The following is a 20,423-nucleotide window of genomic DNA, read 5'->3' as shown; positions in this document are numbered from 1 at the left end:
GGCGGCCCGTCAGATCTTGCGAATCACGGTGACGACCTTGCCGAGCACGGCTGCGTCGTTACCGGGGATCGGGTCGTATGCCGGATTGTGCGGCATCAGCCAGACCTGACCGCGCGTCCGCTTGAACGTCTTGACGGTGGCTTCGCCGTCGATCATCGCGGCCACGATGTCACCGTTGTCGGCCACGCTCTGCTGGCGCACCACCACCCAGTCGCCATCGCAGATGGCCGCATCGACCATCGAGTCTCCGACGACCTTGAGCAGGAAGAGCGAGCCCTCACCGACCAGCTCGCGGGGCAGTGGGAAGACATCCTCGACGGCCTGCTCGGCCAGGATGGGGCCGCCTGCGGCGATGCGTCCGAGCACCGGGACGAAGGTGGGCTCGGGCAGTGAGTCGGAACCCGCCACGTCGGTCGACACCACTGCGGCCGCCGGATCATCCGCGCCACGCACGTCGACCGCGCGCGGCCGGTTGGGGTCGCGTCGCAGATAGCCCTTGCGTTCCAGGGTGCGCAACTGATGGGCGACCGACGAGGTCGAGGTGAGGCCGACCGCATCGCCGATCTCGCGGATGCTGGGCGGGTAGCCGCGACTGGTCACCGACGCGCGGATCACGTCGAGAATGGTCCGTTGCCGGTCGGTGAGGCCCCCATCGGCCCGGCGTGGGCCCGCGTCCGATTCGGCCGGGGTGTCGGTGCTGCCGTCCCTGCTGCGGTCGTCGCTCATGAGGCCGAATGTAGTCGCTGTTCGAACATTAATCAAACATGTGTTCGACGCGTGTTGCGGGTGTGTCCGCAGGTCGGCCGCATGCTGGGTCTGGATGTGCGGGATGTGTCGGTACGCGGGACCGTTCGGCCCGAACTTGTCGGTGCCCTGCTCTATCGTTTGGCAACAGTTCGATCACATGTTCTATCCATCGAACACTTGAGCGACTATGTTCGAACACAAGAGCGAAACGTCTCACCGAAAGGCAGTCAGATGGCGATCATCGATATCCCCGCCGATAGCCGTTCCCGCGCTGTTCGGGCCACGCCGCGGTCGCAGTCGCCCCGCGCCCAGTTCGGCAGCGGCGCCCCCAGGCCGTTGCGCCGGGTTCGGCGGCCGTCGTCCACGCGTCCCGCCGGCGGCTCGGTTCGTTACCGCGGCACCGGTGTGCTGATGTCCCGGGCCTCTCATCGCAGCCGGCCCATCACGCCCATGACAACCGTCCTGTTGGCATTGGTGGCGGCCGGCATCACGGTCTGGCTGGGTCTGGTGGCCCAACTCGGCGGTGTGATGGGCACGGAGTCCGGCACGACGCCGACCGAACTCGCGGTGGTTCAGGTGAAGTCGGGGGAGACGCTGCAGCAGGTGGCCCGGCGCGTTGCCCCCGACGCACCGGTAGCCCGGGTCGTCGAGCAGATCCGCGATCTCAACCAGCTCGACTCAGCGGCGCTGGACGCCGGGCAGACGCTGCTGGCCCCGGTTGGCTGAGCAGTGTGATGTCCGCTGAATCGTCCTGGCTGCCAGCCACACTGGTCGGCGTCGCGATGAGCTCCTACGCACCACTGGACCCGGCGGTGAATCTGCCGCGGGCAACGCGGGTACGCTCAAGAGCGCTCGAACTAGTTGTCCGGCGGCATGACGAAGGAGCGGTAATGCACTGTCCGTTCTGCCGTCACCCCGATTCGCGTGTGGTCGATTCACGTGAGACCGATGAAGGGCAGGCCATCCGGCGCCGGCGGTCGTGCCCCGAGTGCGGACGTCGATTCACCACCGTGGAGACCGCCGTGCTGGCCGTGGTGAAGCGCAGCGGGGTGACCGAGCCGTTCAGTCGCGAGAAAGTCATTCGTGGGGTACGCCGGTCCTGTCAGGGCAGGCAGGTCGATGACGACGCCCTCAACGTCTTGGCTCAGAAGGTCGAGGACGCTGTGCGGGGGCTCGGCACACCGGAGATCCCCAGCCACGAGGTCGGCTTGGCGATTCTCGGTCCGCTGCGCGAACTGGATGAGGTCGCCTACCTGAGGTTCGCCTCGGTGTACCGGTCGTTCTCGTCGGCCGAGGATTTCGAGCGCGAGATCGAAGCGCTGCGCGCCCACCGAGCCGAGGCGTAGTCCGCCCCAGTCGGAGCTCAGTCCAGCCGGGAGCTGCCGTCGTTGACCACGCGGCCGGCCAGGCGGACCCAGCCCTCCGGATTCCAGCGGGTCTCGATCACCGAACCCTTGCCCTGGATGATCGTCAGGTCTCGGCTGAGATAGTCGGTCATCCGTACCGCAGCCGCCCCGGTGGCCTCGTCTTCGGGAATTCCCAAGTGCGAGGCGAATGACCGGGAGCGCAACGTGCCGCTCGCCTCATCGATCCAGGCCCACAGGTAGGCATCGTCGAAATCGTCGGGGTCGGCGGCAAGAACCTCCTCCACCGAGGCCAGATCGTAGATGGCAAATTCCGGTGCCCATTCCGAGCGGGCGTTCACGATCGCTTGATCGTCCTCGTACTCGACCGGAAGGGTCCCTGCCGGTACCCGCAGGGTGTGGACCGGCAGGCCCAACTCTCGCAGCCACCACGACACCCCGACCGTCGGATGCCCCGCGAACGGCAGTTCGGCGGCCGGGGTGAAGATGTGAACGCCGGCCGAGTTGCCGCCGGGCTGCGGCAGGTCGACGAATACGGTTTCGCTGTAACCCAATTCGGTGGCGATACGTTGCCGGTCGTCGGGTGCGACCGTGCTGTTGTCCACCACGCCGAGTGGATTGCCGTACTTGCCTTCGGAGTCGGTGAACACGCGTAACACGGTGACGTCGATGGCCATAAACCGATGCTACGTCGCAGTCCGCGCATCCCGGGCGCGCCCCGGAGGAAGGTCAGGTGGCGCTGCGCTCGTCGGCGTCCATCGCGTCGAGCACCGCGATCTGGGTATCGAACGGCCCGCTCATCGCCGCTTCGGTCCGCCCGTTGCGCAGCAGGGTGCGCAGTTGGTCCTGGTCGTAGACGGAGGGGTCGGTCGTGTCGATGAAGCGTTCCACCACCTCGACGAAGCGGTCCGGGTCGTCGTGGAACGGAAAATGCCCGGATCCGGGGAAGATCTCCAATTGGGAACCGGGCATCGCGGCGTGGGCCATTCGGGCGTGGCTGACAGGGATCACCGAATCAGAGCTGCCCCAGATCAGTTGCACGGGAACAGATTCGGTCAAATAACAGCGATCCAGCATGGTGACGACCTGGCCGCGCCAGTCCACCACGGCGCGCAGGGTGCGCGCGAATGCCGAGGACGCCGTCGGCTCCGGCAGATCGGCCAGGATGCGCAACATATCCGGGATGTCGTGCCCGAGACCGGTCGAACCCAGCACCGCGCCCGCGGCGCGGCCGGCCAGCTGTAGCGTCGGCAGCACCAGAGGCAGGCGCAGCAGGGCCAGGGCCTCACTACCCATCGGCAGCGACGCGACCCGTAACGCGATGTTGACATCCTTGGTGACGCCGCCGGCGCCGACGAGGATGAGTCGGTCCACCAACTGCGGGAACTGATAGGCGAATTGCATCGCCACGCCGCCACCGAGGGAATGCCCGACGACCGTGACCCGGTCGATGTCGAGCACGCTGAGTAGGTCGCGCATCCCGTTGGCGTAGGCGGCCACCGAATAGTCCGCGCGCGGCTTGTCGGAACTGCCGTGCCCGAGCAGGTCCGGTGCGATCACCGTGAAGCGTTGGGCCAGCGCCGATTGCACGGTGTGCCAGGTCGTGGAGTTGTCACCGATGCCGTGGATCAGCAGGATCGCCGGCCCCGATCCGGCCACCCGGAAGGCCCGCCGGTATCCGTGGATCGTGCGGTACTCGAGTGTCGGAGTGAGCTCGCGGACGGTCCGCAGATGGGATTTGCGCTCGGTCATGCTGGTCAACCTCGCTCTCGGCCCGGCATAGGGCCCCTATGAGTGGGTGTCGCCGTTCGGGAATCCGTCGCCGAAGCCGTCCCGTCCGTCTCGGTATCTGTCGTCCTTGTGCTTGTCACCGGCCTGCTGGGCGAGGAACCGTTCGAACTCGGCTCCCAGCTCGTCGCCGCTGGGCAGTTCCTCGTCACGCGCCAACAGGGACCGATTCTCTTGTGCGGCAACGAACGCATCGTACTGGCGCTCCAGCCCGGTCACCACTTGGGCGACCTCGGCGCTGGCCTCTACCTGCTCGTTGATCTTGCTGTAGACCTCGGCGCCGGCCTCGGAAAGTTTCTCGAGCGGCAGCTGTAGCGAACCCGTCCGGGCTACCTCAGCAAGCAGGGCCTCGGCCGCCGGCGGGTAGGCCGTCTGAGCCAGGTAGTGGGGGACGTGCACGGTGTAACCGACCACTTCGTGGCCGTGCTGGGCCATCCGGAACTCGAGCAGGTTGGACACGCTCGCCGGCACCTGGACTTCGCCGACCCAGGGGGTGTGGTCGGCGATCAGCTCCTTGTCGTTGGCGTGCGCGGTGAGCATCACCGGGCGGGTGTGCGGCACCGCCATCGGAATGGTGCCCAGCCCGATCACCCGCCGGACTCCGAGCTGCTCGGACAGCAGCCGCACCGCGGTGATGAACCGCTCCCACCGCAGGTCCGGTTCCAGGCCGGCGAGCAGTAGGAACGGCGTGCCCGCAGCGTCGTGCAGCGCATACAGGTTCAGCTCGGGTTCGTCGTAGCTGGTGAAGTGGTCGGTCTTGAACGTCATCAACGGCCGCCGCGACCGGTAGTCGAGCAGCTCGTCGATCGCGAACGACGCCACCAGCTCGGTGTCGAGAGTGTCCTTCAAGTGCTCGGCTGCGAGCCGAATCGCGTGACCGGCATCGGAGAACCCCTCCAGGGCGTGGATCAGCACGGGTCCGCGGCCATCCGAAGACGACAGCTGCGGAGCCGGGAACTCAAGCTCGTACATGCCGCTCTGGTCGGGCTGGTAATGCTGGTCGGGGGTGTCGCTGGTGTCGGTCATCTCGCTTCGTCTCCTCGCTGCGGTAGGACGCTGGGACGGCCTACCACCGTGCTTCTAGTGTCTCGCATACCCGCACCGCGGGTTCGTTCCGCCCCGCTTGTGCGTGCGAACGCGTCGGGGAGGGGCCGGCATTCCGGCAGTGATCCCCGCGATCAGGCAAAATCGGATGATGCAGGTGACCCGCATGGTGAAGCTCACAGTCGCGGCGGCGATGACGGCAGCCGCAGCTGCGGCGTGCACCTTGCCGGCCACCCGAACCGGCACTGGGGCAGCGGGCCCGTCCGGGGTCCCGCCGACCAGTTCACCGGTCGAGGTCAGCCCGTTGTCGCAGGCAGGGGCGGAGTCGGTATCGCCCGACCGGCGGGTGGGCGCGCTGTTCCTCGGTGACACCACGACACATACCTGCAGCGGCTCCGTCCTGGCCAGCACGTCGGGCGATCTGATCCTCACGGCGGCACACTGCCTGCTCGACGGTGTCGACACCACCTTCGTTCCCGGGTTCGGTGAGGGCGGCGGTGAGACCTGGCACGTCGATGCGGCGTATCTGGACCCGCGCTGGATCGCCGAGCAGGACCCGCAGGCCGACTATGCGATCGTGCGGGTCACCGGCGGGTCCGCAGCCAGCCTGCTGGCGGCTGCCGGCGGCGGGCTGGCCTTGGGAACGGCGCCCGCACAGGGCAGCGCGGTGACGGTGACCGGCTACCCCATGGGTGAGGGCGGCAGCCCGCTCGCCTGCCGGGGCGCGACCACCTGGACTCCGCAGGGCTTCCCGTCCCTTGCCTGTGGTGGCCTTACCGACGGTTTCAGCGGCGCGCCGTGGGTATCCGGGTCAACGGTGACCGGCCTGGTCGGTGGGCTCGATGGCGGCGGATGCGACGACGATGTGTCCTACTCGCCGCGTTTCGACGACCGTATCGGCCGGTTGCTGGCCCGGGCCGAGGCCGGCGGACCCGGTGACGCGGCGCCCGCGGCCCTCGATTCGGTCTGCTAGTAGCGGAACTGGTTGAGCGCGCGCAGCTTGTTCATCACATCCAGTGCCGCGACCTTGTACGCCTCGGAGAACGTCGGATAGTTGAACACCGCGTCGACGAGGTATTCGACGGTGCCGCCGCATCCCATCACGGCCTGCCCGATGTGGACCATCTCGGTCGCGTTCGTGCCGAAGATGTGCACCCCCAGTACCCGTAGATCCTCGGTCGACACCAGCAGTTTGAGCATCCCGTAGGAGTCCCCGGCGATCTGGCCGCGGGCCAGTTCGCGATACCGCGACACCCCGACCTCGTAGGGGATGGAGTCCTTGGTCAGATCGACCTCGGTGGCACCGACGAACGACACCTCGGGGATCGAGTAGATGCCGATGGGCTGCAGGCTCATCATTGCCTTGGTGGGTTCGCCGAAGGCGTGGTAGGCGGCCAGCCGGCCCTGCTCCATGGACGTGGCGGCCAGCGCCGGGAATCCGATGACGTCGCCCACCGCATAGATGTGGTCCACCTTGGTGGTGAAGTTGTCGTCGACGTAGATCCGGCCCCGGGCGTCGGCTTCCAGGCCGGCGTTGGCCAGGTCCAGGTGATCGGTCTGGCCTTGGCGCCCAGCCGAATACATCACGGTCTCGGCCGGTATCTGCTTGCCGCTGGCCAGCGTGGTCACGGTGCCCGAGGTGCCGATGTCCACACCCGTGACCTCTTCGCCGAACCGGAAGGTCACCGCGAGGTCCCGCAGGTGGAAGCGCAGCGACTCGATGATCTCGGGGTCGCAGAACTCCAGCATGTCGTCGCGCTTCTCGACCACGGTGACCTTGGTGCCCAGCGCGGCGAACATCGAGGCGTATTCGATGCCGATGACGCCCGCGCCGACCACCACCATCGAGGTGGGCAGGGTCGCGAGGTTGAGGATGCCATCGGAATCGAGGACACGGGCCTCGTCGAACGTCACCCCGGCAGGCCGGGCCGGTTTGGTCCCGGTGGCGATCACGATGAAACGGCCACGGACGGTGACGAGTTCGGCGCGAGTGGGGTCCTCGACGACGATCGTGTGTTCGTCGGAGAACCGGCCGTGCCCGGTGTAGAGCTCGATGCGGTTGCGCATCAGCTGGGACCGCACGACGTCGATCTCCTTGCCGATGACGTGCTGGGTGCGCGACAGCAGGTCGGCGGGGGTGATCTTGTCCTTGACGCGGTAGCTTGCGCCGTAGAGTTCCCGCTGGCTCATGCCGGTCAGGTAGACGACCGCCTCCCGCAGCGTCTTGGACGGGATGGTGCCGGTGTTGACGCATACCCCGCCGAGCATCATGCCTCGTTCGATCACTGCGACGGTCTTGCCGAGCTTCGCTGCGGCGATGGCGGCACGTTGACCGCCGGGACCGGAACCGATGACGACGAGGTCGTACTCCTGCATCGAACCCATGGCACAACTGTTTACGCGGGGTTGCCGGCCGGCGCATGACGCCGACGCCGAATACCGGGTGAACAAATGCCACCGGGTTATCCCCAGCGCAGAATCCATCCCCAGGCACCGGCGGCCGGCGGGTTCGGGCGCCGGTTCCTGACGGCGCCGGTTGGCACGGTCAGGCCATGACCACGCCATCGCCATCTTCGTCAGAGTTCGACTTCCATCTCAACCGCCCCGGTGCGCTGATCGCCGCACTTCCCGCCGTCCTCGGGTTCGTCCCGGAATTCAGCCTCGTCCTGGTCACCGTCAACCGGGGGGAGCTGGGCTGCGTCCTGCGCGCCGACCTGGCCGACGACATGACCGAGCGCGTCGCGCATCTGGTCGCTGTCGCGGCCACGACCGGGGCGGACGCGGTGATCGCTGTGATGGTCGACGACCACAGCAGAGACTGCCGGGCCTGCGATGACCGCTACCGGGACCTGGCGTCGGTGCTGGACGAGGCGTTCGCCGTCGAGGGCATCGAACTCTATGCCGCCCACGTCGTGGACCAGGTGGCCGCCGGCGGGTCCTGGCATTGCGCCGACAACTGTGGCGAACAGGGCTGGGTGGATGATCCGGGCGCCTCGCCGCTGGCGGCTGCCGCAGTGCTGGACGGCCGGAGACTCTATGCCAGCCGCGACGAACTGCTGGCGGTGATCCGGCCGGATCCGGTTGCCGTCGACTCGATGCAGCGGCGTCTGGCGCTCCTGGCACAGCGGCCCGGGTTGCCGGACACCCGGCCCGATGCCGAAGTACGCCGCGACATCGAGGCCGCGATGACGGCGGCGCTGCAGTTCGCCGAGGGCGCGGCGCCCGGCCGCGCCGAGTTGGCGCGCCTGGCCGTGGGGTTGGCCGACCCGCGGGTGCGCGACACGCTCTACGCGCTGGCGGCGGGGGAGTATGCCGAACGGGCCGAAGCATTGTGGGCTCTGCTGGCCCGCACCCTTCCGGACCCGTGGCGCGCCGAAGCGCTTGTCCTGCTGGCCTTTTCGGCCTACGCGCGCGGTGATGGGCCACTGGCCGGGGTATCGCTGGATGCGGCGCTGCAGGCGCGGCCCACACACCGGATGGCGAGCATGCTCGACACCGCACTGCAATCGGGGATGCACCCGGAGCGGATCCGCGACCTGGCGGTCACTGGCTACCGGCTGGCTGACCAGCTCGGTGTGCAGTTGCCGCCGCGGCGAAAGCCGTGGGGGCGCAGGGCCGGTTGAGGTGGCTAGACCTTCTCGACGCGAACGGCGTGGGCCATGTGGTGGGGCAGTTCGACCTGCTCGTGCCCGGGGATCACGATCATCACGCCGCCGTGATCGTTTGCCTCGACGGTGACGCGCGCGTTCGGTACGACACCGGCGTCCTTGAGCCGGCCGATGAGTTCGGTGTCGCCCTGCACATGTTCGGTGAGCTGACGGACCACCACGGCCACCGGCAGGCCGACCGGCAGCTCGGTCAGCCGGACCAGGCTCACGTCGTCGTAGCCGGTCGCGCCCACGCCGAGATCCGACAGGCCCGGGATGGGGTTGCCGAACGGTGAGGTGGTGGGGTTGTCGAGCACCTGGACCAGGCGCCGTTCCACGTCTTCGCTCATGACGTGTTCCCAGCGGCACGCCTCGGCATGGACGTCCTCCCACGGCAGCCCGATCACATCGACCAGCAGCCGTTCGGCCAGCCGGTGCTTGCGCATCACGGCGACCGCCAGGGCTCGGCCCTTGTCGGTCAGTTCCAGGTGGCGGTCACCGGCCACATGCAGCAGCCCGTCGCGTTCCATTCGCGACACCGTCTGGCTCACCGTCGGACCACTTTGGTCAAGCCGTTCGGCAATACGGGCACGCAGCGGCACCACGCCCTCTTCTTCGAGGTCGTAGATTGTCCGCAGGTACATCTCGGTGGTGTCGACCAGATCGTTCATGCGCGCCTTCCCAGCCCAAACGTCACCGCACAGTCTACCGTTTCCGGCTCTTGAACTGCGGCGCAACATCGGGGCGTCGGGCACCTCACACCGATGCGGAAAACCCCAGGCCATGAGCCACAAGCGGCGGTATATGCGATGTGCCCCGCCGGAAACCGGCGGGGCACATCGGCAGGAGGACTAGCTGGCGTAGGAGCGGAGCCGATCGGCACGCTCGCCGTTGCGGAGCTTGGCCATCACCTCACGCTCGATCTGGCGGACCCGCTCGCGGGACAGGCCGAACAGCTTGCCGATCTGGTCCAGGGTGCGGGGCTGACCGTCGTCGAGGCCGAACCGCAACCGGATCACCTGTTGCTCGCGCTCGTCGAGCGTGGCCAGCACATGGCGGATATCGGTGTGCAGCAGCTCGGAGATCACGGCGTTCTCGGCCGACATCGCCTCGGAGTCCTCGATGAAGTCGCCGAGGGGGGCTTCCTCGTCGGTGCCCACCGGCATGTCCAGGCTCACCGGGTCGCGGCTGTGCTCCAGCAGGTCGTTGATCTTCTCGACCGGGATACCGGACTCTTCTGCCAGTTCTTCGTCGGTGGCCTCGCGGCCCAGATTCTGATGCATCTCCCGCTTGATCCGGGCCAGCTTGTTGACCTGCTCGACCAGATGGACGGGCAGGCGGATGGTGCGGCTCTGGTCAGCCATTCCGCGGGTGATGGCCTGGCGGATCCACCACGTGGCATACGTGGAGAACTTGAAGCCCTTGGTGTAGTCGAACTTCTCCATCGCGCGGATCAGACCCAGGTTGCCTTCCTGGATCAGGTCCAGCAGCGGCATGCCGCGGCCGGTGTAGCGCTTGGCCAGCGACACCACCAGGCGAAGATTGGCTTCCAGCAGGTGCCTGCGGGCGGCCTCACCGTCGCGGACAACGGTGGCCAGATCGCGCTTGCGGTTCTCGCCGAGACGCTTCTTGGTGTCCAGCACGTGCTGGGCGTACAAGCCTGCTTCGATGCGCTTTGCGAGCTCTACCTCATCGGCAGCGTTGAGCAACGCCGTTTTGCCGATGCCGTTCAGATACACGCGCACGAGGTCGGCGGCAGGGCTCTGGGCGTCCAGATCACTGTCGACGCGGCTTGTGGTGGCATTTGCCATGACGGCCTCCTGATCGGCTCGAACTGTCATGAACTACAACGTCGTAGACGCCATGAGAGTTCCCGCCGATCTGGAGATTCATGCCCGTTGAGCTGCAGTTTTTCCGGACCGACCTGAGAATGTCCTAAGAATGGCTAAAGAAGCCGCTCAGCTGGGAGCATCCTCGCCCGACCGCGCTGACTCCGGTTGCGGTGCCACGTTCGGTTCCTTCTGTAACGCCGGGCGCTCCGCGGTGGGGAACAGCGGTATCCGCTCGCCGCGGCCGGCATAGCGCCGTGGTTCCTCGGCGCTGCGCGGGGGACGGTCATTGGCGATCAGCACCGCCATCCAGGGCAGTGGTATCGACGCCACGATGATCGCGAGCGAGATGAGCCCGTTCTGCCAGATGTTGTAGGCGACGGCCGCCAGGATGAGCGCCGGTATGCGGAAGGCCATCAACGTCAGATACTTGCGGACGCGCTGGCGATGCTGCACTTCGTACGCGGGTGCGGCTTTGGTGATGAGTACCGGGCGGGCTTCCTTGCCGAAATCGTCGCCGAAATCGTCGTCGAAACTCAGCTCGTGGCTTTGTTTCATGCCTCTACTGTTCCACACCCGGGCGCAGTGGTGACAGGTGGATTTCCCTAGGCCCTGCAGCCAGGCACAATAAAACCCGCGGACGTGAGGAGCAGAATAGGAACATGCAGACCCAGACCATCGAGCGCCCGGACACCGACGAACGCGTCGACGACGGGACCGACGACGACAGCCCCAAGTTCTTTCATTACGTCAAGAAGGACAAGATCGCCGAAAGTGCCGTCATGGGCACGCATGTGGTGGCGCTGTGCGGCGAGGTGTTTCCGGTGACGAAGTCGCCGAAGCCGGGCTCCCCGGTGTGCCCCGACTGCAAGAAGATCTACGAGCAGCTCAAGAAGTAGGCGGCGGTTCCGCGGGCTCAGGCGCAGGTGAAGAATCCACCGGTGCCTGAGCCTCGCCGTTTTGGGAGCCGTTGAGGGCTTTGACCTCCAGCCATTCCCGCAGTCTCCTGGCATGGGTGTCGGATGCGGGCCACTCCTCCTGGATCGCCGCGTTCAGTTCGGCGCCGAGCATGATGGCAAAACCCAGGAAGAACGCGAACAACAAAAAGGCGATCGGCGTGGCCAGTGCGCCGTACGTGTAGCCGGTGCTGGTGATCCAGGTCAGATAGATCCGCAGCCCGAAGGTGGCGACCAGGAACACCACGGTCGCCAGCACCGCTCCGAGCACCAGTCGGTGCGTCGGGATGGGGGCAGGCAGCGAGACCCGGTACAGGATGGTCACGCCGACGAACACCGCCAGGAACAGCGCCGGGTAGTAGCCGTAGCGCAGCACGTTGTCCCAACTGTCGGGGATGTGCTCCGAGACGGCCCGGGGGCCCAGCGCCAGCAGTGGCGCCGCGGCGATCGCGAAGACGAGCATGACCACGTAGAGGCCCAGCGCATAGAAGCGCTGCCGTACCGGGTGACGCAGCGGCGTCTGATCGTGGGCCTCCACGATGGAGTCCACGAAGGCCGACACCGCAGAAGACCCGGCCCACAACGAGATCACGAAGCCCACCGACACCACCTCGCCGCGGGCACCCCTGACGATGTCACGGATCGTCGGCTCGATGATCTCGTTGACGACGTTGGGGGAGAAGAAGCTGTTCGCCGCGTTGATCAGCTGATCCTGGATCGTCGGCAGCGTGTCCGGCCCGAACAGGGGTGCGATGTAGGCCAGGCTGCCGAGCATCCCCAGCAGTAGGGGAGGCAATGACAACGCGCACCAGAACGCCGCCTGCGCCGACTCCGAGAAGATGGAGTCGTCCCAGCTCTTCGACAACGTGCGTCGAGTGATATGCCAGATGTGGTGGCGTGATGGTGGTACTGGAAGCGGCTGGCCCGTCATGACCAGTCAAGCATTACTGACGAAACGTGCTCCTGCCCAGGCGGGTGGTGTCGGGGGCGTGAAGGATTCGCGACAGCAGCCCTTAGACCTCGGCCGGGCTGGTTTCCAACACCGCGGCCAGCTCGACCAGCTTGGCCTCGTGCTCGTTGGCATGGTGCTGGCAGAAGAGCAGCTCGGCCCCTGAGGGCAGCTTCGCGCGCACACGTGCGGCTGCGCCGCAACGATCGCAGCGATCGGCTCTGGTTAGCTCCGGGCTTGTCAGAGTTGCGTTCATGGCTCCTCCGTCTTCTGCTCTGCGCATCTCGGCAAAGGCGCCTCGATTGCGTATGTCTACTCTGTCAGACGTTTTGGATTCCGGCCTTGTTCCCCAAGGGTTCACCGGTGTGTCGTGTCTCACTTGGCCGCCGCGTTGCTGGACCGGCAAGCTGACGGTATGCAGCCGTCGCCGCGTGTCCTGGTTCACCTCTGCAGCGCCGAGGACTGGACGCGCGCTCAGCGGAGCGGCGAACATCGCCCGGACTCGCTCAGTGCGCAGGGCTTCGTTCACCTTTCGGCCCCCGAGCAGGTGCATCTGCCGGCCAACCGGCTCTACGCCGGGCGCTCCGACCTGGTGCTGCTGCACATCGACCCGGAGAAGCTGGCAGATCCGGTGCGATGGGAGCCGGGAGTTCCAACCGATCCTGAGGCGATGCTGTTCCCGCACCTCTATGGTCCGCTGCCGCTGTCCGCTGTGACGGCCATCGCTGCCTATCCGCCCGACGATCAGGGAAGGTTCGCGCCGCTGGCCGGCGACACGCCGTCGGGATAGACCGCAATCTCAGAGCCGGTGCGTCGCGTGACATGCTCGTCACGTGTCCGGCGCGGCCCAGAATCGGCAGGGCGCGGCCACCCGGCTGCGCCTGGTCAAGGCTGCCGAGCGATTGTTCGCGGCCCAGGGCGTGGACGCGGTCTCGGTGCGGGCGGTCAATGCTGCGGCCGGCCTCGGTGCGGCCTCGGTGCATTACCACTTCGGTTCCAAAGACGACCTGCTGAGCGCGGTGCTCACCGACATCGGTACGCCGGTGCGCGACGAGATCGCGGCCAACGTGGCACTGCTCGCCGCTGATCCGGTTGCGCCGAGCGCGGACGCCCTCGTCCGTGCGGTGACCGAGCCGTACCTGAAACTGTTGCTGCGCTACCGGGTCCGGGGCATGCGGTGGATCAAGATCATCGCGCAGATATCGCAGGAGAACCATCCGGTGCTGCTCGAAACCGAGCAGCATCTGCCCGACGAACTCTTCGCGCAGGTGCAACGGGCCTTTCCGGATTCGGACCCGGCCCGCCTCGAACGGCGCTGGGCCATCTCGATCATGAACTTCATCCAGGCGCTGAGCCGCGCCGACGAATGGCGCCGCAACGGCAGCAAGCTGGATGAGGCCGAACTCCGCGACTTCTACGACGACCTGGTGTGTTTCGTCGTCGGCGGAGTCGATCGTCTGCTCGGTTCCTGACTGATCCCTGCCTCCCCAAAGGGAGCTTTTGCGGCGATATTTTTGGATCACTTGATCCAATCAACTGATCCATATAGCGTGCCGGTCATGTGGAATTCGAGCTCGATCAAGTTCGGCGCGTTCCTCGCGCCCTATCACCCCCTCAACGCCGACCCCGCGCTGCAGCTGCGCCGCGACATCGACTTGATGCAGCATCTCGACCATCTCGGTTTCGATGAGGCCTGGATGGGTGAGCATCATTCGACGGGCTCTGAAATCGTGCCTGCACCAGACGTTTTCATCGCCGCAGCGGCTGAGCGCACCGAGCGGATCCGGTTCGGCACCGGCGTGATGTCGCTGCCGTACCATCACCCGTTGGTCACCGCCGACCGCATCACCCAGCTCGATCTGCAGACCCGCGGCCGGCTGATCGTCGGTACCGGGCCGGGCAAGATCCCGCTGGACGCACACATGATGGGAATCAACCCGATCGACCAGCGGCGGATGCAGGGTGAGGCACTCGAGGCAGTGCTGCGGCTGCTGCGCGGCGAGGTCGTGAACATGGAGACCGACTGGTTCACCCTGCGCGATGCGCGGGCGCAGCTGCCCACCTACGATCCGGCGGGCATCGAGGTGGCGACCGCCTCGACCATCTCGCCCAACGGGTCGGTGCTCGCCGGCACGCACGGTCTGTCGTTGTTGTCGCTGGCCGCCAGCTCGCCCAGCGGCTTCGACGTGCTCGACCGCAACTGGGGTGTCTACGACAAGGTTTCGGCCGAGCACGGACATCAGGCCGACCGCTCCACCTGGCGCCTGGTCAACCCGATGTTCATCGCCGAGACCACGGCCGAGGCCGAGCGGGCGGTCAGCCGGCGGATCCACGCCATCGCCGAATACGTCAACCGGCAGCAGGGCATCAATCCCGACTGGGCGCAGACCCCCGAGGGCATCATCAACCAGTGGCGCACCGACAATTTGGGTGAGTTCGGCCAGGTCATCATCGGTACCCCGGACGACGCGATCGCTCAGATCGAGCGGCTCATCGAGAAGACCGGCGGATTCGGCACGCTGCTGATCATGCATGTGGACATGGCCAGTTGGGAGGACACCAAGCGCAGCTACGAACTGTTCGCTTCCGAGGTCGTCCCGCACTTCAAGAACCGCAATGCCGGTCGGCAGGCCAGCCTGCAGTTCGCCGAGGACAACTGCGAGCACCTGCTCGGCGGTCTCATCGGCGCAATCACCAAGGCGCACACCGACTATTACGGCCAGACGACCGAGCAGCTCGCCGGGCAGGGGGCGTGATGCGCGCCGCCGAGTACCTCGACGGCCGATTCACCGTCGCAGATGTCACCGAACCGCCGGCCACCGGCCCCGGCCAGCTGCGCATCAAGGTGGCGGCCTGCGGCATCTGCGGCAGCGACCTGAGCATGTCCAAGGATCCGTGCCGGTTCGTCGAGGTGGCGGCCGGTGCGGGATACCCGTTCGCGGTGTTCGATGCCACCCGTCCGGTGGTGCTCGGTCACGAATGGGCCGGCACGGTCGTCGAAACCGGCCCGGGCGTCGAGGATTTCACCGAAGGGGACCGGGTCACCGGGCTCGGCATCACCACGGAGCAGGGCACCGGTCTGCCGACGATCATCGGTTACTCGAACCAATACCACGGGGCGTTCGGCGAATTCATCGTCGTCGACGCGTTCTGGGTCCGGCACGTGCCCGACGGCCTGTCGCTGGAGCACGCCGCCCTGGCCGAGCCGCTCCACGTCGGCGAGATGCACATGCAGCAGTCCGGTCTGACGACCGGGGACACGGCGTTGGTGATCGGCTGCGGATCGATCGGTCTGGGCACGATTCTGGCGGCGAAGGCGGCCGGCGCGCACACCGTCATCGCTTCCGAACCGTCACCCAAACGCCGGGAGCTCGCCGCGAAGATGGGCGCTGACATCGTCGTCGACCCCAATGAGCAGGATCCGATCGACCTCTACAACGAGATGCTGGGCAGCGGCAGGACCGGAGGCGGTCTGCTGATCGCCTACGAGTGCAGCGGGCGCGTGGGTACCTTGAACACCCTGACCCACACCCTGCCGTGGGGTTCGCGCATCCAGGTGGTGGCCTCGCCGTTCGCCGAGGAGACCATCATCCCGGTGGTTGCCCAGATGCGGCAGATCGCGATCAACTTCGGGCACGGGCCCTACGACCGGCCCTACGAGAAGGTGTTGGCGCGCTTGGCAGCCGGTGAGATCGACGCCGAGGCGATCATCACGGGCCGGGTCGGACTCGACGGTCTGGGCGAGGCGTTCGAGTCCCTGCGTGACCCCGAGGCGCACGTGAAGATCCTGGTGCTGCCCGGGCAGTGAGGGTGCGTCGGCGCTCTGCACCCGGAGCGCCGACGCCTCCTCCGCCGGGGGTCAGTTGGCGTGGACCGGTGTCACCGGGATCCGGCCGGCACTGGCGCCGCCGTCGACGGTCAGATCCGCGCCGGTGATGTACGACGACGCGTCCGAGGCGAGGAAGGCGACGACTTCGGCGACCTCTTCGGGAGTGCCGACGCGGGTGAGCGGAGCGCCGGGATGGCCACCGCGACCTCGTTCGACCTCCAGATGGGCGATCATCGGTGTGTCGATCATGCCCGGATATACGGTGTTGACGCGAATGCCCAAGGGGCCCAGCTCGATCGCCGCGACCTTGGACATGCCGCGCAAACCCCACTTGGAGGCGCCGTAGGCGGTGTAGCCGGCCAGGCCCTGCACGCCGGCCTGCGATGAGATGTTGACGATCGATCCGCCTCCGACGGCCTTCATGGGTTCGGTGACGGCCTGCATGCCGAGGAAGGCGCCGATCAGGTTTACCCGCAGCATCTGCTCGAATCCGGCGGTGTCCTGTTCGGCCAGCGGCACCACCTTGCAGATGGCGGCGTTGTTGATCAGCGCATCAACGCGTCCGAATTCCGCAGCGGCAGTGTCGACCACTGTGCGCCAGTCGTTTTCGTTGCCGACGTCGTGGCGGACGAACCGCGCGGCAGGGCCGATCGAGTCCGCGACCCGCTGCCCCTCTTCGACGAGGAGGTCGGTCAGCACCACCCGCGCGCCCAGCTCGGCGAACAACCGGGCCTCGGCTTCACCCTGTCCGCGGGCGGCGCCGGTGACGATCACGACCTTGCCGGACAGGTCGACGCCGGCCATCAGTCGTTGTCCTGGTCGATGCCGGTCAGCATGAGTTCGGAGATTCGGCGGGGGAACTCGGTGAACTTCGCCATCGGAACGATGTTGCGCGGCAGGATGACATGGCGACGGTTGTGCTCGATGGCCTCGGCGATGGCCACCGAGACATCAACGGGTTCCAGTGATTCGCGGGGGATCATCCGCCACCGAATCGACCGCTCGATGGTCCGCCGCGCCGGGCCGAACGCCCGGATGTGGTCGATCATGTCGGTTTTGACCTCGCCGATCTGTACCAGCGTGGTGCCGACCGGCTTGCCCCGCAGCTCGCCGCGAATGCCCGCGGTGAAATGGCTCAGCCCCGCTTTCGACGTGCCGTACAGGGTCAGTCCCGGTCCCTGCGAAATGGCGCCCATCGACGACACATTGACGATGTGGCCGCGCCCGCGCTGCACCATTCGCGGAATCAGCTGGCGGCAGATCTCCATGGGAGCCGCCAGATTGACCTGCAGCAGGCTGCGGATCTGCTCTGGCCTGACTTGGTGAAAGCGGCCGACGTGGTCGATTCCGGCATTGTTGATCACGATGTCGACAGGCCCGTCGGCCTCGACACGGTCGATGAGGCCCTCCACGGCGTCCGGCTCACCCAGGTCGGTCGGGTAGGCCTTGCCTTTGAGCTGCTTGGCCAGCAGGTTGAGCGACTCGGCGTCGCGCGCCACCACGGCGACCTCGACGCCGCGTGCGGCCAGCACCTCGGCGATGCTCTTGCCCAGTCCGCGGCTCGCGCCGGTGACCAGAGCGCGGGTGTTCGCAAGCTTCATGGGTTGCCTTTCAGTGGTTTTGGGGAGCGGTGGTGGAATTGAGGGCGGCGCGGACGACGGCGCACACGTCTTCGGTGGCCTCCGCGGCGGCGGGCAGGTGGTCGGCGAGGTTGAAGAACCCGTGGAAGCCGCGCTCGTAGCGCCGGACGCTGACGTTGGCACCGGCGGCGGCGAGCATGCGGGCGTAGTCCTCGCCCTCCTCACACAACGGATCCAAGGCCCCGGTCAGCACGTGCCCATCCGGAAGCCCTGTCATGTCACCGAGAATCGGTGAAGCCGCGACGTCGGTCTGGGCGCCGCTGGAACCGAGGTACTGCGCGGTGAACCACTGCATGTGCGCAGAGGTCAGCACCCCGCTGCGGGTGTGCGGGCTGGACAGCGACGACTTGCGGCGCTGGTCGACCACCGGATAGATCAGCACCTGGAAGGCGATCGGCGGGCCGCCACGATCTCGCGCCGTCATCGCGACCACGGCGGCCAGGTTGCCGCCGGCGCTGTCGCCTGCGACGACGAGCCGGGCCGGGTCCGCGCCGAGCTCGGCGGCATGGGCGGCCACCCATTCCGTTGCCGCCCAAGAGTCTTCGACCGCGGCGGGATAGGGATGCTCGGGCGCCAGCCGATAGTCGACCGACACCACAACGGCGCCGATACCATTGGCGAGGCGGCGGCAGCACGAATCATGCGAGTCCAGGTCGCACAGCACGAATCCGCCGCCGTGGAAGTAGACCAGCACCGGCAGCGCGGTGTCGGCCCGGGCGTCCAGTGGGTGGTAGATGCGCACCGGGATCTCACCGGCGGGCCCGGGGACGGAGCGGTCTTCGACGTGGGCCACCGGTACGGGCCGCGCCGGTCGGCGGCTGGCCTTGAGCCGGGCCCGGACCTCGGCCGCAGCGGCGATGGGGTCGAGGTCACCGGAGAAGATCGGGGCGAAGGCGTCGCCCATCCGGCCGGCGACCTCGCGCTTCATCGACTCGGAATCGCTCACCGGGCACCCCCGGTCAGCTCGCCGCGCAGCACCTTGCCGGTGGCATTGCGAGGCAGCTTGGTCAGGAACTCGACGTCGCGGGGGATCTTGTAGCGGGCCAGGTTGGCACGTACGTAGTCCTTGATGTCGTCGGCGGCCAGGTTGGCTCCGTCGACCAGCACCACGTACGCGTTGAGCCGTTGGCCGAAATCGTCGTCGCTGACTCCGATCACGGCGACCTCGTCGACCTCGGGATGGCTGGTGATCAGGTTCTCGACCTCCAGCGGATAGACGTTCTCGCCGCCACAGATCACCATGTCGTCGTCGCGACCGTCGATGTAGAGCCTGCCGGTGGCGTCGAAGTGGCCGACGTCGCCGCTGCTCTGCAAACCGTCGATGGACTCCTTGGTGCGGCCGTCGGTGTAGCCGGCGAAGCTCACGTCGCTGCCGGCGAAGACCCGGCCGATGACGCCCGGTTCGGTGATCTGCCTGCCCGCCTCGTCGTAGAGGCGCACCGCGCATCCGACCGGGGGCCGGCCCGCGGTACGCGGATCGTGGAGCAGATCCTCGGGCATCGCCACGGTCATCACGGCGAGTTCAGTTGAGCCGTAAAGGTTGTAGAGCACCGGACCGAACTCGTCCAGGGTGCGCTCGACCAGGTCGGGCGGCATGGCCGAGCCCGAGACGAAGATGATCTTCAACGACGACGTGTCGTAACAGTCGCGAACATCCTTGGGTAAGGCCAGGATTCGCTGCAGCATGGTGGGCACCACCACCAGCACGTCGCAGCCGTGGTTCTGGACCGCGCGCAGGGTTTCCTCGGGGTTGAACTTGCGTCGCAGCACCAGCCGGTTTCCCAGCGCCAGCGACAGCACCGCCTGGCCGAGCCCGGTGCCGTGGAACATCGGCGCGGCCAGCATGCAGGTCTGGCCGCGCCGGCGCGGCACCCGGTCCAGCAGCTGTGCCGAGAACAGGGGAGAGGTCTTGCCGCGCGGGGCGCCTTTGGGCGTTCCGGTGGTGCCGCTGGTCAGCAGCGTCATGCCGCCGGGCTTGGCGGGCGCGGCCACCGGGGCGGGGGAGGTGTGTGCGATCAGGCCTTCCAGCGAACCTTCGATATCGCCGGACGAGCATTCGTCTGTCCAGGCCAGGAAACGTCGTACGCCGGGGTCGATGGCGCTGACCAGGTCGGTGAACTCCTCGTCGTAGACCAGTACGTTCACCTTCTCGCGGGTCGCGACATCGGCCAGTTGCGGCTTGGCGAAACCGGTGTTCATCAACAGCAGTTGCGCCCCGACCTTGCCGGCCGCGGCGAGGATGGTGACCAGCCCACGATGATCGCGGCACAACGCCGCGATGACCGAGCCCGCTCCGATTCCGCGGGAGTTCCAGGCCCTCGCCAGGGCATTGACCCGGTCGTTGAGTTGGGCGAACGTGACGTCGCCCCATTCGTCGGTGACGGCAATGGCGTTGGGGTCACGGCCCGCGGCGCTTTCGATGACGGCGGCGAACCCGCCGAACTGGCGGACCAGCTTCGCCTGGCGGATGCCGTCGACAGCCCCACCGGACAGCCCCGACTCACGCAGGACCGCGATGCTGCGGGCGATCACCCGGAACCGGTTGGCCCTGGCCACGAGGCCGGCAGGGCGTGGAATGGCTCGCTTCATGGCGCAAACCGTAGGTGCGTTCCAACAGGCTGGGGGCCGCT

23 protein-coding genes are annotated in these 20,423 nt (G+C 67.1%); 9 read left to right on the top strand and 14 right to left on the bottom strand.

Features of this window, described 5'->3' with window-relative positions:
* Positions 1–9: 9 nt before the first annotated feature.
* Positions 10–726: a transcriptional repressor LexA gene (gene lexA / locus K6L26_RS19405; protein WP_019348290.1), complete on the bottom strand. Its 717-nt coding sequence runs from the start codon at positions 724–726 to the stop codon at positions 10–12.
* A gap of 252 nt (positions 727–978) precedes the next feature.
* Here lexA and K6L26_RS19400 point away from each other — a divergent pair, with 252 nt between their 5' ends.
* Together K6L26_RS19400 and nrdR are read left to right on the top strand one after the other, a co-directional pair.
* A complete protein-coding gene (locus K6L26_RS19400) occupies positions 979–1,473 on the top strand; it encodes a LysM peptidoglycan-binding domain-containing protein (RefSeq protein ID WP_221851215.1) in 495 nt (164 codons plus the stop codon).
* Positions 1,474–1,637: 164 nt separating this feature from the next.
* On the top strand, positions 1,638–2,093 hold the full coding sequence (gene nrdR, locus K6L26_RS19395; protein ID WP_019348288.1) for a transcriptional regulator NrdR: 456 nt from the start codon (positions 1,638–1,640) through the stop codon (positions 2,091–2,093).
* 17 nt (positions 2,094–2,110) lie between these two features.
* Here nrdR and K6L26_RS19390 read toward each other — a convergent pair whose 3' ends face one another.
* Genes K6L26_RS19390 through K6L26_RS19380 form a run of 3 tightly spaced genes read right to left on the bottom strand, consistent with a single transcriptional unit; the run spans position 2,111 to position 4,925 of the window.
* Entirely contained in the window at positions 2,111–2,788 is a 678-nt protein-coding gene (locus tag K6L26_RS19390; RefSeq protein ID WP_064894424.1) for a PhzF family phenazine biosynthesis protein, read from the bottom strand.
* A 52-nt stretch (positions 2,789–2,840) separates the two neighbouring features.
* Entirely contained in the window at positions 2,841–3,863 is a 1,023-nt protein-coding gene (locus K6L26_RS19385) for an alpha/beta fold hydrolase (protein WP_076215524.1), read from the bottom strand.
* A 36-nt stretch (positions 3,864–3,899) separates the two neighbouring features.
* On the bottom strand, positions 3,900–4,925 hold the full coding sequence (locus tag K6L26_RS19380) for a proteasome assembly chaperone family protein (RefSeq protein WP_019348284.1): 1,026 nt from the start codon (positions 4,923–4,925) through the stop codon (positions 3,900–3,902).
* A 184-nt stretch (positions 4,926–5,109) separates the two neighbouring features.
* On the opposite strand from K6L26_RS19380, the gene K6L26_RS19375 reads away from it, so the two are divergent.
* A complete protein-coding gene (locus tag K6L26_RS19375; RefSeq protein WP_234788437.1) occupies positions 5,110–5,916 on the top strand; it encodes a trypsin-like serine peptidase in 807 nt (268 codons plus the stop codon).
* Here K6L26_RS19375 and sthA read toward each other — a convergent pair.
* Positions 5,913–7,328, bottom strand: a complete 1,416-nt coding sequence (sthA, locus tag K6L26_RS19370; protein ID WP_019348282.1) for a Si-specific NAD(P)(+) transhydrogenase — start codon at positions 7,326–7,328, stop codon at positions 5,913–5,915. The genes K6L26_RS19375 and sthA overlap by 4 nt on opposite strands.
* Before the next feature lie 167 nt (positions 7,329–7,495).
* Between sthA and K6L26_RS19365 the strand changes: the two genes are divergently transcribed.
* On the top strand, positions 7,496–8,566 hold the full coding sequence (locus K6L26_RS19365; protein ID WP_221851213.1) for a DUF4192 domain-containing protein: 1,071 nt from the start codon (positions 7,496–7,498) through the stop codon (positions 8,564–8,566).
* A 5-nt stretch (positions 8,567–8,571) separates the two neighbouring features.
* Here K6L26_RS19365 and K6L26_RS19360 read toward each other — a convergent pair whose 3' ends face one another.
* The 3 genes from K6L26_RS19360 to K6L26_RS19350 form a co-directional block, all read right to left on the bottom strand.
* The gene (locus tag K6L26_RS19360; protein WP_019348280.1) at positions 8,572–9,261 is read right to left on the bottom strand and encodes an iron-dependent transcriptional repressor DtxR; all 690 of its coding nucleotides are present in this window, start codon (positions 9,259–9,261) and stop codon (positions 8,572–8,574) included.
* A gap of 180 nt (positions 9,262–9,441) precedes the next feature.
* Positions 9,442–10,431, bottom strand: coding sequence for a sigma-70 family RNA polymerase sigma factor (locus K6L26_RS19355; protein ID WP_255376491.1), 990 nt, complete (start codon positions 10,429–10,431; stop codon positions 9,442–9,444).
* Between the two features lie 117 nt (positions 10,432–10,548).
* Positions 10,549–10,977, bottom strand: coding sequence for a DUF3099 domain-containing protein (locus K6L26_RS19350; protein ID WP_036387961.1), 429 nt, complete (start codon positions 10,975–10,977; stop codon positions 10,549–10,551).
* A gap of 104 nt (positions 10,978–11,081) precedes the next feature.
* On the opposite strand from K6L26_RS19350, the gene K6L26_RS19345 reads away from it, so the two are divergent.
* The gene (locus tag K6L26_RS19345; protein ID WP_003880577.1) at positions 11,082–11,318 is read left to right on the top strand and encodes a DUF3039 domain-containing protein; all 237 of its coding nucleotides are present in this window, start codon (positions 11,082–11,084) and stop codon (positions 11,316–11,318) included.
* On the opposite strand, the gene K6L26_RS19340 is transcribed toward K6L26_RS19345, so the two are convergent.
* Both K6L26_RS19340 and K6L26_RS19335 read right to left on the bottom strand, forming a co-directional pair.
* The gene (locus tag K6L26_RS19340; protein WP_036387958.1) at positions 11,308–12,306 is read right to left on the bottom strand and encodes a YihY/virulence factor BrkB family protein; all 999 of its coding nucleotides are present in this window, start codon (positions 12,304–12,306) and stop codon (positions 11,308–11,310) included. The genes K6L26_RS19345 and K6L26_RS19340 overlap by 11 nt on opposite strands.
* A gap of 82 nt (positions 12,307–12,388) precedes the next feature.
* Positions 12,389–12,580 (bottom strand): DUF7455 domain-containing protein, encoded by a 192-nt coding sequence (locus K6L26_RS19335; protein WP_036387957.1) that lies wholly within the window; start codon positions 12,578–12,580, stop codon positions 12,389–12,391.
* A 159-nt stretch (positions 12,581–12,739) separates the two neighbouring features.
* Between K6L26_RS19335 and K6L26_RS19330 the strand changes: the two genes are divergently transcribed.
* The 4 genes from K6L26_RS19330 to K6L26_RS19315 all read left to right on the top strand — a co-directional run bounded on the left by K6L26_RS19330 (position 12,740) and on the right by K6L26_RS19315 (position 16,132).
* Positions 12,740–13,114, top strand: a complete 375-nt coding sequence (locus tag K6L26_RS19330) for a DUF952 domain-containing protein (protein ID WP_221853431.1) — start codon at positions 12,740–12,742, stop codon at positions 13,112–13,114.
* Between the two features lie 43 nt (positions 13,115–13,157).
* A complete protein-coding gene (locus K6L26_RS19325) occupies positions 13,158–13,796 on the top strand; it encodes a TetR/AcrR family transcriptional regulator (RefSeq protein WP_019346923.1) in 639 nt (212 codons plus the stop codon).
* Positions 13,797–13,883: 87 nt separating this feature from the next.
* Positions 13,884–15,080: an LLM class flavin-dependent oxidoreductase gene (locus K6L26_RS19320; RefSeq protein ID WP_221851211.1), complete on the top strand. Its 1,197-nt coding sequence runs from the start codon at positions 13,884–13,886 to the stop codon at positions 15,078–15,080.
* Positions 15,080–16,132: an alcohol dehydrogenase catalytic domain-containing protein gene (locus K6L26_RS19315; RefSeq protein ID WP_019346921.1), complete on the top strand. Its 1,053-nt coding sequence runs from the start codon at positions 15,080–15,082 to the stop codon at positions 16,130–16,132. The genes K6L26_RS19320 and K6L26_RS19315 overlap by 1 nt, the downstream gene beginning before the upstream one ends.
* A 51-nt stretch (positions 16,133–16,183) precedes the next feature.
* Here the strand turns inward: K6L26_RS19315 and K6L26_RS19310 are convergent, their stop codons facing one another.
* From K6L26_RS19310 to K6L26_RS19295, 4 genes are read right to left on the bottom strand one after another with little or no spacing between them, the layout of a single operon-like run.
* Complete coding sequence (locus K6L26_RS19310; protein WP_221851209.1) at positions 16,184–16,957, bottom strand: glucose 1-dehydrogenase; 774 nt, start codon at positions 16,955–16,957, stop codon at positions 16,184–16,186.
* Positions 16,957–17,754: an SDR family NAD(P)-dependent oxidoreductase gene (locus tag K6L26_RS19305; protein WP_019346919.1), complete on the bottom strand. Its 798-nt coding sequence runs from the start codon at positions 17,752–17,754 to the stop codon at positions 16,957–16,959. The genes K6L26_RS19310 and K6L26_RS19305 overlap by 1 nt, the downstream gene beginning before the upstream one ends.
* Before the next feature lie 10 nt (positions 17,755–17,764).
* Positions 17,765–18,739 carry an alpha/beta hydrolase gene (locus K6L26_RS19300; RefSeq protein WP_245008617.1) on the bottom strand — a complete coding sequence of 325 codons (975 nt, stop codon included), beginning with the start codon at positions 18,737–18,739 and terminating at the stop codon, positions 17,765–17,767.
* Positions 18,736–20,382 (bottom strand): AMP-binding protein, encoded by a 1,647-nt coding sequence (locus K6L26_RS19295; RefSeq protein WP_221851207.1) that lies wholly within the window; start codon positions 20,380–20,382, stop codon positions 18,736–18,738. The genes K6L26_RS19300 and K6L26_RS19295 overlap by 4 nt, the downstream gene beginning before the upstream one ends.
* Positions 20,383–20,423: the final 41 nt, after the last annotated feature.

The sequence above is a fragment of the Mycobacterium farcinogenes genome (assembly GCF_019739075.1).
In the GTDB taxonomy this organism is placed as follows: Bacteria; Actinomycetota; Actinomycetes; order Mycobacteriales; family Mycobacteriaceae; genus Mycobacterium; species Mycobacterium senegalense.
Note: the sequence above shows the minus strand (reverse complement) of the source record. Positions and strands in the feature narration are given on the sequence as shown.

Excerpts from the sequence above, each read along its gene's own strand:
- lexA (WP_019348290.1), bottom strand. The coding sequence starts at position 726 with ATGAGCGACGACCGCAGCAGGGACGGCAGCACCGACACCCCGGCCGAA.
- K6L26_RS19400 (WP_221851215.1), top strand. The coding sequence starts at position 979 with ATGGCGATCATCGATATCCCCGCCGATAGCCGTTCCCGCGCTGTTCGG.
- nrdR (WP_019348288.1), top strand. The coding sequence starts at position 1,638 with ATGCACTGTCCGTTCTGCCGTCACCCCGATTCGCGTGTGGTCGATTCA.
- K6L26_RS19390 (WP_064894424.1), bottom strand. The coding sequence starts at position 2,788 with ATGGCCATCGACGTCACCGTGTTACGCGTGTTCACCGACTCCGAAGGC.
- K6L26_RS19385 (WP_076215524.1), bottom strand. The coding sequence starts at position 3,863 with ATGACCGAGCGCAAATCCCATCTGCGGACCGTCCGCGAGCTCACTCCG.
- K6L26_RS19380 (WP_019348284.1), bottom strand. The coding sequence starts at position 4,925 with ATGACCGACACCAGCGACACCCCCGACCAGCATTACCAGCCCGACCAG.
- K6L26_RS19375 (WP_234788437.1), top strand. The coding sequence starts at position 5,110 with ATGGTGAAGCTCACAGTCGCGGCGGCGATGACGGCAGCCGCAGCTGCG.
- sthA (WP_019348282.1), bottom strand. The coding sequence starts at position 7,328 with ATGGGTTCGATGCAGGAGTACGACCTCGTCGTCATCGGTTCCGGTCCC.
- K6L26_RS19365 (WP_221851213.1), top strand. The coding sequence starts at position 7,496 with ATGACCACGCCATCGCCATCTTCGTCAGAGTTCGACTTCCATCTCAAC.
- K6L26_RS19360 (WP_019348280.1), bottom strand. The coding sequence starts at position 9,261 with ATGAACGATCTGGTCGACACCACCGAGATGTACCTGCGGACAATCTAC.
- K6L26_RS19355 (WP_255376491.1), bottom strand. The coding sequence starts at position 10,431 with ATGACAGTTCGAGCCGATCAGGAGGCCGTCATGGCAAATGCCACCACA.
- K6L26_RS19350 (WP_036387961.1), bottom strand. The coding sequence starts at position 10,977 with ATGAAACAAAGCCACGAGCTGAGTTTCGACGACGATTTCGGCGACGAT.
- K6L26_RS19345 (WP_003880577.1), top strand. The coding sequence starts at position 11,082 with ATGCAGACCCAGACCATCGAGCGCCCGGACACCGACGAACGCGTCGAC.
- K6L26_RS19340 (WP_036387958.1), bottom strand. The coding sequence starts at position 12,306 with ATGACGGGCCAGCCGCTTCCAGTACCACCATCACGCCACCACATCTGG.
- K6L26_RS19335 (WP_036387957.1), bottom strand. The coding sequence starts at position 12,580 with ATGAACGCAACTCTGACAAGCCCGGAGCTAACCAGAGCCGATCGCTGC.
- K6L26_RS19330 (WP_221853431.1), top strand. The coding sequence starts at position 12,740 with ATGCAGCCGTCGCCGCGTGTCCTGGTTCACCTCTGCAGCGCCGAGGAC.
- K6L26_RS19320 (WP_221851211.1), top strand. The coding sequence starts at position 13,884 with ATGTGGAATTCGAGCTCGATCAAGTTCGGCGCGTTCCTCGCGCCCTAT.
- K6L26_RS19315 (WP_019346921.1), top strand. The coding sequence starts at position 15,080 with ATGCGCGCCGCCGAGTACCTCGACGGCCGATTCACCGTCGCAGATGTC.
- K6L26_RS19310 (WP_221851209.1), bottom strand. The coding sequence starts at position 16,957 with ATGGCCGGCGTCGACCTGTCCGGCAAGGTCGTGATCGTCACCGGCGCC.
- K6L26_RS19305 (WP_019346919.1), bottom strand. The coding sequence starts at position 17,754 with ATGAAGCTTGCGAACACCCGCGCTCTGGTCACCGGCGCGAGCCGCGGA.
- K6L26_RS19295 (WP_221851207.1), bottom strand. The coding sequence starts at position 20,382 with ATGAAGCGAGCCATTCCACGCCCTGCCGGCCTCGTGGCCAGGGCCAAC.